Raw genomic sequence first — 12,042 nt, forward strand, 5'->3', positions numbered from 1 at the left:
CAATTTCAGGGATATTTACGATTCAAACAAGTGCGATGGAGACTTCTACAGTTGCATGACAGACAAGGGATACCATTTCTTTTACAGTGATTCGGTTGACGCAAGTGCAGCATACCTCAAGAACGAACACGGAAAAATCATAGCGAGGTGCATAATCTTCAACAAGGTCTACGAGGAAGGAACGGAAAGAATCTGGAGGCTGGCTGAAAGACAATACTCAACCAATCAGGACGACGTGTTGAAGCGGGCCTTGGTGAACGCATTGATAATAGGAGGTTACATAGACGGATACAAGCAAGTAGGTTATGACTGCCACCATTCAAGGAGCTTTGTTGACATATATGGTAATTCGTTGGAAGACAAGAATTTCTACATTGACTGCGATTTGGGCACTGAAGACACCCTTTCATACCAGGACTCTTTCAAGTGGTACGACATGGAAGCAGGGAAAGCATACAACTACGAGGTAAGCGGTTATGACTACGAGCTTGATACCACAGACGGAAGTATTGACGGGTATGAGGAGAACGATGATGAAAGCTATGACGAGTTCCATGAATGTTATGGTGACTTCGATACCACGATTGTAATGTACCACGGAAGGGAATACAGTTGCAGTGTTGACGACCTTGGGGAATTTGTATGGATTGACTCAGAGGAAATGTACTATCACGAGGAGGATGTTGACCGTTGTCCTTGGTGCGGCGAATGGTTTGTAAAAGATGACGGCCATGAATCAGAGTTGACGGGAAACTGCTACTGCTCGGAAGGATGCAAGGAGAAAGCCGAGGATTGTTATATCTCGGAACATCGTCAAATAGAACTTAAGGCCGCATAACACTGAAAAGGGAGGAAACTGTGATGAAAAAACAACAAAACAATATAAAACATCATGGCTCCCTCCTTTAATCTCTCTTCAATAAAATCAAGAATAAAATTCAACAACAAAACATAAAAATTATGGACTTCAAACTTTTAAAACAGCTTTATAAAATCCACTCGAAGTCAGGATACGAGGGCAAGATTATTTCCTTCGTCTGTAAGTGGACCAACAAGAACATACAAGGTGCAAAGATGGAACTTGACTGGAACACTGGGAATATCTACATAACCAAGGGAACTGCAAAAACTTATCCCTGCATGGTGGCGCATCTTGACCAAGTACAGAAATACCATCCTACAGACTTCACGGTAATTGAAACGAAGGATTTGTTATTTGGTTACAGTCCCACGGAAAGGAGTTTTTGCGGTCTGGGTGCTGATGATAAAAACGGAATTTGGCTGTGCCTTCAATGCCTTCAGAAGTTTAACGAAATAAAAGTTGCATTCTTTGTAGGTGAGGAAGTTGGTTGCATCGGAAGCTCAAAGGCAAACATGGAATTCTTTAACGACTGCCGCTTTGTAATACAGCCGGACAGAAGAGGAAACACGGACGTCATAACTCATATCGGTTTTATGGACATTTGTTCGGATGATTTCATAAAGGACATAACGCCTGAAAAGTTTGGCTATACACCGACCGAAGGGATGATGACTGACGTTGAGCAGCTGAAGGAAAACGGATTAAATGTTTCCTGCATCAATGTTTCATGCGGATATTATGAGCCACATACCGACAACGAGTTTACCGACAAGAACGACCTGATGAAATGCCTTGACTTCATTGAGCACATAATCACAAGCTGCAACAAGGTATATCCTCATGAACCGGGACGGATGAAGGGTTATGACTGCCAGTTGGTATGGTGGGAACAATACGAGGAAATGTATGAACTGGTAAGGGATTCGCTTATTTCAGACCCTACATTGACACCGACTGACCTGCATTCCTTTTATCATGAAGAATACCCCTTGCTCGGACTTGACGACTTCGCTATGATATGTGACGATGCGATGGCTGAACTCTATTATGAAAGGAATGAAGATGCAGCTTAGTCAAATATCATGCTCTCTTATGTCGCTGAATACCAACCATTTAACACGAAGAAATAATCAACAAACCAAAAGACGGCAAACGAGGCTCTAAAACATGGCCTATTGGAATGCAAAACACGGTCTTTTACAAGCTGATTGACGGTCTTTTATAATTCGGATGGTTTTCAGTGTAATCTTAATCAACAAAACATCAAATTCAAAACGGCAAAAAAACGAAATTACAACTATTATGGAAATAACAGGAAACAAGCCTTCAATGGCAAGATACATTTGGAGAATATTCCAGCACAGTGTAATCCCTTTAAGCTGGGGAATATGCTTCGCTTCGGTCAGGACTTTAAGTAATGGCACGGAGTTTCATGTACAGGGATTCAAGCTGACGGGTTATGTAAGAGTCGAATATGATGAAGGCTCGGATACGTTCACTGTTACCCTTACTCCTGACGATAATCCAAAAAACAGAATTACAATAAAAAACGTTTATCTTGACAACCTCATTTCAGTAATAGACGAAAACGTGGAATATTGCGAGGGCTATGAAACGAGGGTTAGACAATGGCTAAGGAAACAAGCGGTCTGATTTTAGAATATTTGAGCTTTTACAGGAAATTCAACAAGACAAGAAAGGCGGTTATAAGAAAAATCATCTTCTGACAAACTCCAATTTCTGGTAAACGTTTGAATACCTGAAAGATTAAACTCTCTTAGATGCAGGGATATGTGACAACGGTAAATGTGACAAAAGACCGAAAATCACGTATCCTTGTTTTTGTTATAACAGTAAGAAAATTCAATAAAACGACAAAAGCAAAAATGATTAGGTATCACTTCAATATCACAATCAACGGCGTAAAACTAAATGTCAACGTAAACGCAAACAACCGGATGACAGCATACGGAAAGATAAAACGGCTCTATCCTATGGCGACGAATATTCACTTGACAAGAACAGAAAGGCTATGGAACCAAGGTATGTTATAATTTTGGACTTCTGCATCGGTGCCTTGAACATTATCCGACTGACGGACGAGGAAGTAAAAGAGTCCGAAAAATACGACGACTTCGAGGAATATCTGTCAACACTTGAGGACAAATACGACTTCAGGTTAAACAATTGCCAGTGGATGACTACGGAGAACTTGAACGTTTATTGGTATGATAACGGACAGGAAGTGAACAAGGAACAATTTTAACACTGAATGGGAAGGATGGCTCTAAACGGCTGTCCTTCTTTTATTTTTTGTACTTGATAAACGGATTAAGATATTCAAAATAATGTATAGACAGAGATTTTTACGAATATTTTTCAATATAGGCAGACATTTTTTGCATTATTTTAGTACGATTATCTTGTAATATTGCATTTATTTCATGCAAAATTATTATATTTGTGCTGTCAATTAATGCAATGTACGAATGGAACGATTATATGAATTTTTCAACAGAAAGCTGAAAAGCACCCCTACAGACTTCCTCAGATACAAGTATGAAAGGATAAAATGGGACGGAAGGGCGTTCGGAATTGTAGGACCGAGAGGTGTTGGCAAGTCGACAATGATTTTACAACATATCAAGCTCAATTTGAATACTTCTGACACACTGTACGTATCTGCCGACCACATATATTTTTCCGAACACAGCCTTGTCGACCTAGCAGATTACTTTGTCAAGATGGGAGGAAAGCACCTTTTCATTGATGAGATACACAAATATGAAGGCTGGTCGAGGGAGGTGAAGCAGATTTATGATAGCTATGAGGATTTGCAGATAGTCATCTCAGGGTCGTCAATACTTGACATATACAAGGGTATGGCTGACTTAAGCCGGAGGTTCCCGATTTACGAGATGCAAGGGTTGTCGTTCCGTGAGTACCTGAATTTGTTTCACGGCATAAATGCACCTGTATGCAGCTTGGATGAAATATTGAACCATAAAGCCGTATTGCCCGACGTGAAACATCCTTTGCCTTTGTTCAAGGATTATCTTCGCAGGGGATATTATCCTTTCGGACGTGACGAGGAATATGAAATGGAGTTGCTTCAGGTAATAAACCAGACAATGGAAGTTGATATCCCTACACACTTGCAAGCCAATGTGTCGTTGGGAAAGAAACTGAAAAGCCTCTTGATGGTCGTGGCGAAGAGCGTTCCATTCAAGCCTGTAATGCAAAGGTTGGCAGAAGCGACTGGAATAAGCAGGAACGACATCCCCAATTATCTCGTTTATATGGAACGCGCCGGAATGATAACTCAGCTAAGGAACTCTACCGGAGGGATTCGTGGATTGGGAAAAGTTGAGAAACTGTATCTCGACAACACCAATCTTATATACGCTCTTTCGCCTGAACATGCTGACATAGGAAACGTAAGGGAGACGTTCTTCATGAACCAGATGAGGGTGATGAACGATGTTACAAGTTCGTCCATTTCCTATTTTGAGATTGACAAGAAAGTGTTTGAAATCGGTGGCAGGAAGAAAGGGCAGAAGCAGATAGAAAACGCTGAAGAAGGTTATATTGTAAAGGATGATATAGAGAGCGGGTACGCTAATGTTATACCTCTTTGGGCTTTTGGGTTGAATTATTGATTTTTTCTTCTCTGTTATTAAGAAACGGGGAATGCTATTTATTAATTATGTTTAATGCCAAACTGCATTCTTCAATAAAAAGTGTTGTTTGCCATTTTCTTCTAAATAAAATGTGTATATTTGCCAAAAATAGATATGAATGGAGATATATAGAAGCATATTGAAAGACCTTGCAGCATGGAAGGACAGCAGATTCCGTAAGCCTTTGGTACTTCAGGGTGCAAGGCAGGTAGGCAAGTCGTGGGTTCTTAACAAGTTTGGTAAAGAATGTTTTGACAACTGCGTATATGTCAATTTCGACACAATGCCTGAAATAAAGCAGGACTTTGCCCGTACCAAAGACCCAAAACGCTTAATTAACGTGCTATCGATGGTGTCCGGGATGAAGATAGAACCTGGGCGAACTCTTGTAATACTCGACGAGATACAGGAATGTAACGACGCCCTGAACAGTCTCAAATATTTTTGCGAACAAACACCAGAGTATACCATTGTTTGTGCCGGGTCGTTACTTGGCGTGGCTTTGAACCGTCAAGGGGCATCGTTTCCTGTTGGCAAGGTTGATTTCATGCACATGTATCCCGTTTCGTTTTCCGAGTACTTGGCAGCAACTAACCCCGACTTGGCGGAAATATTACAAGGCATAACTGATATTGAGCCTCTGCCCGAAGTAATCCATTCAAAGTTGGTTGACACATACAAAACCTATCTCGTACTTGGCGGAATGCCTGAAGCCGTAAGCCGATATGCCGACACATACGATTGGAAACAGGTTGATGCCATTCTGCAAAACATCCTCATAGCATATTCTCTTGACTTTTCCAAACACATAGCGGCAAGGGATATTCCACGTGTTTTCGCCGTATGGAATAATATTGAAGGACATTTGGCGCGTGACAACAGGAAGTTCCGCTACACGGAAATACAGAAAGGGGCAAGAGCACGTGAATATGAAAACGCTATTGAGTGGTTATGTCTTGCCGGTCTTACGCATCGTGTGTTTTGCGTCAACACTCCGCACATTCCTTTGGCAGCATACAAAAACAGTTCATACTTCAAGATGTATCTTTCCGACGTAGGATTGTTGCGCTCTAAATTCCGTCTTGAACCTACGTCAGTCTTGCTTGGCGACAGGCTGTTTACAGAATTCAAAGGCGTGTTGTCAGAGAATTATGTCTTGACTTCTCTTGTACGGCAGTTCGGTGAGGAGCAATTCTACTGGTCATCCGGTAATACTGCGGAGATAGAGTTCATGCTGCAATATAACGGTAGTATTATACCAGTTGAGGTTAAATCAGGAAACAGTGTAACTGCCAAAAGCCTTTCAGAATACAGAAAGAAATATGAACCAGATATAGCAATACGTTTTTCGACAAGGAACTTACGCAAGGATGACAACCTGATAAACATTCCACTATATCTTACCGATAGGCTGAAAGATTTTCTATAAACACTTTATATGCAGCTTTTCTCTTTGTTGAATAACTTTGTTCATGGTAAACAGAATGCAGGATTTTATCTTTCAATATGGTACATATATAAGTATCACCCTGAAATCCTTGTAAAAAAGCTGCATTTCTTTTTCTTTCGTTTGTTGTAGGCACACGCCGCATGAGTGGATGATTATATTGTTGTTTACATTTGCCTTTGGTTAACTATGAAGTCCATTGTGACAAGATTTGAATAATGTGTTGGATAATTTTTTGATATTCAAGATATAATTGTACCTTTGCAAAAATTGAAGTCAAATCACATTAATAACCCCTCTTGTTAAGACTCTGAGTTAAACCATGAGTTAAACCAGATAAAAACACTAAGGCAAATACATCTTTGACAAATTGGATAGATAACCGTAAAGTACTGATTATCAACTCGCTTTACGAAATCATGTCGTACGGCAAGATCCGTTAGCTCAGCTGGTAGAGCACAACACTTTTAATGTTGGGGTCTTGGGTTCGAGCCCCAAACGGATCACTTATTAAGCCATTGAAAATCAGGCGGTTATCTAAAATACAGATAACCGCTTTTTTCATGCTTATACGTTGGTTTTGAACGTCTGATGTAAACCAAGATGTAAACCAGTAAACCGTATGAGCGAAACAATCAAAGTGTTGTGCTACAAGTCAAAAACACTTAGCAATGGTGAACATCCATTAATGGTTTGTGTCTGTAAGGGCGGAAAACGAAAATACCAAAGTCTTGGAATTTCAATTAAAACAGAACAATGGGACTTCAAGACAAATCTGCCAAAGACTCAATGTCCCAATCGTGAGAGGATAATACTCCTTATGAACGAAAAAATCTATGAAATACGGAGAGTAGCCTTAGACAAACGAATAGCAGGTAAAGACTTTACAGCTACAACCCTATTAGAATCAACATCTTCTAATGTAGGTCAACATAAGACAGTTGGCGAATATTACCTGACGTACATTCAGAATCTCAAAAAGGAGAGAAGAATAAGATATGCAGGAATGCTTGAAGTGTCTTATAATTCATTTATTAAGTTCAACAAACATCTTGATATTCCATTTTCAGACATTGATGTAGCTTGGTTAAAGAAATATGAGTTATGGATGAAAGGGCAAAATCTTTCAGTAAGCACCATAAGCACAAGAATAAGGCACTTACGGGCAGTATTTAACATGGCTATTGCTGAACACGCAATCAAAAATGATTGCTATCCATTCCGTTCTTATAAAGTTTCACGGTTGAGTAGACAGATACCTAAAAGAGCCATAGAAAAGAAAGATGTAATGAGAATAATGAACTATCAAGGCAAGTCTGAAATGGAATGTTTGGCGATAGATGTGTTTACGTTTTCTTATCTTACGGCAGGAATCAACTTTATAGATATATCAAAGTTGAAACATTCCAACATTGTTGAAAGTCATCTTATCTATAATCGAGAAAAAACAAAGAAGCTGATAAACGTACCATTACAAGTTAAGGCATTGGAAATAATAGCTAAATATCAAAATGACAAATCACCTTACTTGTTCCCTATTCTCTCTCCTTTACATAAGACAGACGTGCAAATTGCTAATAGGTTACATAAGGTTTTGGCCAAGATAAATAAACACCTGAAAGAAATAGGTGAAAAATTACAGTTGCCTATACCGTTGACAACATACGTCGCACGGCATTCTTATGCTACCGTGTTAAAACGAGCAGGGGTTTCTACCTCTATAATTAGCGAATCATTGGGGCATAGTTCTGAAAGAGTTACGCAAATCTATCTTGATAGTTTTGACAATGAGCAGATTGATAAAGCGATGAAAAACTTACTATAAATGCAGAAAAGTCCGCTTGTAAAAATGACAGGTGGACTTTTTTCATTACCTTTATAGCCTAAAAACCAAAGAGCTATGGAACTACCAATAGATGACAACAACGAGAAACAGTTTCAGTACATTTCAAGCCTATTAAGAGGCAAGGGTGAACCGTTCTATCTACCTGATGGCACACCTTTATATCCTAATATCTTGAATGTGAATATGCCATTTGAAACAATGCGCATATTTGCGGAACGCTACAACAATGGTGAAATACTATGCCCTTATAAGTACGAGAACTATATCAATGACAAAGACTTGCAAGCTACTATAAATGGGCTGCAAATGGATTCAGACGCATTTTGGCTACTTGCCATATTCTGTTTTGACTTCGCTTGCAGCGTGTGCATAAACGGATTCACCATAAAGGACAGCGCAAGGAGAACTATTGAGAAGTTTATCAATCTCACCCCTGAAGATGAAGATTCAGTAATGAAGCTCACCATTAAAACAGACAAGGGTAAAATGGAGATTGAGGACAGCCATGCTATTGCCTGTATCCTTAAATGGGTGAAACACGCCTACGAACAAAACGAAGATGCAATACGTGGCTGGACGGCAGAAGAAGCCAAAGACATATTCAACTTAAAAGAGGAATCCAACTCTGTGCTTATATGGTACTTTGCAAGATTGATGAGAGAGTTCTTTGAACTTAATCCACAATTTGAGGGCAAACGGAAGAAAGGAGAAACCGTTTCGCTCAATAAGAATCTATTAATCTCAAAGCTGATATATTACGCCCACCTATCCACTAATGAGAATTTCAAATTTGATGCAGAATCGCTAAAAGGCTTTTTAAAACAATACAAGAACAAGCAAATCATAACGCACTCTGATATATATTACTAAGAAACACAGCATATTACCCCTTATAAGAGAATCCTGTTGCTCCAATGTGAGTGGCAGGATTCTTTCTTTTTTCTTGTTCTCAATTTAAGGGGAGTAAAATTGCAATTGAAATTTACTCACTATATACTTTTTCAAGCCGCCGTACCTTTGCAACGTAATCAGCAAGCCAAGTGCGCATAAGCTGAATGGTTACAAGTAAATAAAAGTCTTATTAACAAAAAAATAAAAAGTCATGGAAGAAATTAAAATCAATAATGGTGAGAACTTGAACATAGTAAATAACAATAAAAATGAAATAGTTATGAACAAAAGACTTAATTTGCTCTTCATTGAGGGCAACCGTCAAAACATTGACAAAGAGAACGTAAGGGCTTGCTATAATAAAATCAAGAATTTGGGCTATATTGAATCCATGCCGATTGAATATATACCTATGGATGAAGCCATTGAAAAGATAGGTGACAGAAAATTATTCAAAATGTCAGTTGAGCGGAATGTAGGCAAAGGAGAAGCCATCATCAGCAACTTCAAGATAACATTGGAAGTTGTCAAACAAGAAGATTATCTCAACTATGACGGGGTTTGTGAGGACGGACAACATAGGGATTTGGCACTCCAATTCCCGGCATTGAATGAAGTGCAACCCACCTATACAGAAGTACATATCCCTGCAAATATGGATATTGTCAGTTACATAGCTTTGCGAAACAATGGGAAAGTCTGGAATAATGGTGATTTCTACAACTCTGGAATATCCACCAATAACAAGGAAATGGACTACATTCTTTCATTGTGCAAAAAATACAAAGCAGCTTTTATCTTTGCACTTTACACTTTTGGAACAATCAACTTGACTTCCAAACAAATAAAGTCAATTCAGTTGGGCTATAAGAAAACATCTGATTATGGCAAACTGCAACTGAACAAGTCCACCCGTGAAACAGGTGATAAAATTCTGAATGCCTTGAAAGAGCATAAGTTTTTATCAGAAGACAGATTTAACGGACGCTTTGCACAAGGGCTAAAACAATACTATAATGAGGTCGGAAATGACGAGCAGAAAGTTATTGATACAATAAACCTTATAGACAAAGAGCAATGGGATAAGCACTTTACTCCAAAGCAAGGGCAATCTATGGAAGCCAAATCTTACGTGGAAGCATTTAAGGCTTTATATGCGGATTTTGAGGGATAAAGCGATAATGGCAAGTAATAGGGCTTGTGTGAGGGCAAGTCCTATTCTGCCCTTATCCGTTGCTTGAAATATCCAACTTGAAATGCTGTTTAATGCTGTTTCTCAAACTGATATAAAATAGCCGGATTAGGTGATATAAAAGGCAAGGACATACTATTAACTATATTTACTATTAACATAACTATACAGGCTTTCAGCAGCTTTATATAGAATAGCTACTAAAATTCAACATATATGAAAGTAGAGGACGAAAACTATTATAGGGTGTTCCCTATAAATTTGGGCAAGCAACTTTCCAATAAGGAAGCCTACACCTATTGCTCACTTCTTTTTAAGAGTGACTACAATACAGGTGAATCCAATGTGCTGTTGGAAACGCTTTCAGAAGCGACAGGATATGATACTGATACAGTCAGCGATTATCTCCATAAAGCGGAAGAACATGGTTATGTTGATATAACACGAAAATATATCAAAGGTGAATATGGAGAGCCAAAAACAAAGAATTTCTATAAGGTACATATTCCGTCTAAGGACTTCATCATAGTAAGCAGAAGTTTTCTTGACCTGCACTTTAACAATCTTACCTTAAAGGAAGAAACGGACATCAAAGGCTTTATCCTCCTTATAAAGGGCATTTGCCTAAACAACTGCAATCTGACATTTTACAGCCTTAGAGAAATGACGAAGCACTTGAAAATCTCATACAGTACAATTCAGAAGTACATGAGCAAGTGCATTGAATTGAATCTGATAGAACGGCACAAAGGCTGTTACAGAATAATGCTTGATTGCTTTGACAAAGGAAATACCAACTATTTTCCAAAAGGCACTCCACCACTTTATAAGGAAATTTATAATACGATAGACTTGTTCTGCCAAACTAAGGGGCTTGAAACTCCACCTTATAAAAGAGAGTTGATAGGACAGATAGCAGTAGAATATCCTCATACACAACAGGACTTGAAGCAGGCAAACGACATAGAGTTTATAAAAAGGTTCTCCGTCAAATTTCAGTTGGCACAGCGATTGCCCAATTTGAATGAACCGATAAACAGCCTAAACTATTTCGTCAAAGTGCTTACCAATAAGGACTATATCATACCACCTAAAAAAGAGCCACAGGTATTTATAATGTGAGCCATTTAAAAGGACAGCTTAGGCTGTTCTTTTTGCTTTTAAGCCCGTCCAAACTACTTCATAAAGCATATTTTTCAGAATTGTCTTTAATAATTTGCCACAATACTGCAACATATAGCAACACACAATTTTATTCTAAACTTAGCTGATTATAAGGAGATAAGGCGTTATCTTTTATTTCCGTCCAACAGAACAAACCATAAATAGACAGGCAAAAAGCTATATGCACATACATTCCCAATATCCCCTCTATTTGCCCTTGCTATCACATTTCAAAAATTGGTGAATGTCATATACATACGATTTCACAACATCTTTCAGTCCCCCCACCATTCTTGACTAAAAACAAAAGATAAACTCAATTATTCACCAATTAAAAATTTTCAAGTATGGAAAACTTAGTTTTATTGCCAACTATGGCACAGAAAAGACGTGGTAACTTTGGGCAGTTTGCAGAAGATGCAACTATTGTTTCAGAAGAAACCACAAAAATGAAGAAAGTAAATCACTTCATAGAGGCAAACACTATGGAGATTGATTTACAGCACTTGCAGAGTGATTGCATCGTACCCGTTTTCAGTAAGGACAACGAACTGACAATTTCACACAATGCCTTTATTGAAACGGTTTGGGAAGCTGCAAACACTTTCTTTACAGGTGAAACGATTGGCAAGCCTGACATTCGTGTTTCGCACATCGTGAAAGGCAGAATCCCCGAAGCGATACACAAGCCAGCAAACCAACTCTTAGAGAGTGACAAGACACAATACTTCGAGCGGATGATGTTCTGTTTTGAAGTTCCTACCATTTATGAAACGGTAGAGGGAAACAAACTCACTCTTTCAATAGGCGGTGTCAGAGCCTACAATCAGATGAATCTTTACAGCAAGAAAACTGTTGAAAGATTCAAGGTGTTTGTTGGCTTTAAGAATATGGTTTGCTGCAACTTGTGTGTTTACACGGACGGTTATTTTGGTAACTTGGAAGTTTCAAGTACAAATG

Annotated in this window: 10 protein-coding genes, 1 tRNA gene and 1 pseudogene; all 12 read left to right on the plus strand. The window is 38.7% G+C overall.

What is annotated here, in order from left to right:
• Positions 1–838 (plus strand): annotated as a pseudogene (locus tag H6A34_RS11015) (hypothetical protein); the annotation flags it as partial.
• Between the two features lie 122 nt (positions 839–960).
• The gene (locus H6A34_RS11020; RefSeq protein ID WP_205105558.1) at positions 961–1,935 is read left to right on the plus strand and encodes a hypothetical protein; all 975 of its coding nucleotides are present in this window, start codon (positions 961–963) and stop codon (positions 1,933–1,935) included.
• Positions 1,936–2,164: 229 nt separating this feature from the next.
• A complete protein-coding gene (locus H6A34_RS11025) occupies positions 2,165–2,515 on the plus strand; it encodes a hypothetical protein (RefSeq protein ID WP_205105559.1) in 351 nt (116 codons plus the stop codon).
• A 379-nt stretch (positions 2,516–2,894) separates the two neighbouring features.
• Positions 2,895–3,128: a hypothetical protein gene (locus H6A34_RS11030; RefSeq protein WP_205105560.1), complete on the plus strand. Its 234-nt coding sequence runs from the start codon at positions 2,895–2,897 to the stop codon at positions 3,126–3,128.
• Between the two features lie 223 nt (positions 3,129–3,351).
• A complete protein-coding gene (locus H6A34_RS11035; RefSeq protein WP_205105561.1) occupies positions 3,352–4,521 on the plus strand; it encodes an ATP-binding protein in 1,170 nt (389 codons plus the stop codon).
• 139 nt (positions 4,522–4,660) lie between these two features.
• On the plus strand, positions 4,661–5,971 hold the full coding sequence (locus H6A34_RS11040; protein ID WP_205105562.1) for an ATP-binding protein: 1,311 nt from the start codon (positions 4,661–4,663) through the stop codon (positions 5,969–5,971).
• Positions 5,972–6,422: 451 nt separating this feature from the next.
• Positions 6,423–6,495, plus strand: a tRNA-Lys gene (locus H6A34_RS11045).
• Between the two features lie 116 nt (positions 6,496–6,611).
• Positions 6,612–7,814 (plus strand): site-specific integrase, encoded by a 1,203-nt coding sequence (locus H6A34_RS11050; protein WP_205105563.1) that lies wholly within the window; start codon positions 6,612–6,614, stop codon positions 7,812–7,814.
• A 75-nt stretch (positions 7,815–7,889) separates the two neighbouring features.
• A complete protein-coding gene (locus H6A34_RS11055) occupies positions 7,890–8,705 on the plus strand; it encodes a hypothetical protein (protein ID WP_205105564.1) in 816 nt (271 codons plus the stop codon).
• A 232-nt stretch (positions 8,706–8,937) separates the two neighbouring features.
• Positions 8,938–9,900: a hypothetical protein gene (locus H6A34_RS11060; protein WP_239480853.1), complete on the plus strand. Its 963-nt coding sequence runs from the start codon at positions 8,938–8,940 to the stop codon at positions 9,898–9,900.
• A 234-nt stretch (positions 9,901–10,134) separates the two neighbouring features.
• The gene (locus H6A34_RS11065) at positions 10,135–11,040 is read left to right on the plus strand and encodes a helix-turn-helix domain-containing protein (protein WP_205105565.1); all 906 of its coding nucleotides are present in this window, start codon (positions 10,135–10,137) and stop codon (positions 11,038–11,040) included.
• A 389-nt stretch (positions 11,041–11,429) separates the two neighbouring features.
• Positions 11,430–12,042: DUF3871 family protein (locus H6A34_RS11070; RefSeq protein ID WP_205105566.1), on the plus strand; the 613-nt coding region annotated here is incomplete at its 3' end.

Origin of the sequence: Marseilla massiliensis (genome assembly GCF_016899855.1) — a bacterium.
Classification (GTDB): Bacteria; Bacteroidota; Bacteroidia; order Bacteroidales; family Bacteroidaceae; genus Prevotella.

What these genes read in the sequence shown, in the direction of transcription:
- H6A34_RS11020 (WP_205105558.1), top strand. Translation starts at nt 961, where the DNA reads ATGGACTTCAAACTTTTAAAACAGCTTTATAAAATCCACTCGAAGTCA.
- H6A34_RS11025 (WP_205105559.1), top strand. Translation starts at nt 2,165, where the DNA reads ATGGAAATAACAGGAAACAAGCCTTCAATGGCAAGATACATTTGGAGA.
- H6A34_RS11030 (WP_205105560.1), top strand. Translation starts at nt 2,895, where the DNA reads ATGGAACCAAGGTATGTTATAATTTTGGACTTCTGCATCGGTGCCTTG.
- H6A34_RS11035 (WP_205105561.1), top strand. Translation starts at nt 3,352, where the DNA reads ATGGAACGATTATATGAATTTTTCAACAGAAAGCTGAAAAGCACCCCT.
- H6A34_RS11040 (WP_205105562.1), top strand. Translation starts at nt 4,661, where the DNA reads ATGGAGATATATAGAAGCATATTGAAAGACCTTGCAGCATGGAAGGAC.
- H6A34_RS11050 (WP_205105563.1), top strand. Translation starts at nt 6,612, where the DNA reads ATGAGCGAAACAATCAAAGTGTTGTGCTACAAGTCAAAAACACTTAGC.
- H6A34_RS11055 (WP_205105564.1), top strand. Translation starts at nt 7,890, where the DNA reads ATGGAACTACCAATAGATGACAACAACGAGAAACAGTTTCAGTACATT.
- H6A34_RS11060 (WP_239480853.1), top strand. Translation starts at nt 8,938, where the DNA reads ATGGAAGAAATTAAAATCAATAATGGTGAGAACTTGAACATAGTAAAT.
- H6A34_RS11065 (WP_205105565.1), top strand. Translation starts at nt 10,135, where the DNA reads ATGAAAGTAGAGGACGAAAACTATTATAGGGTGTTCCCTATAAATTTG.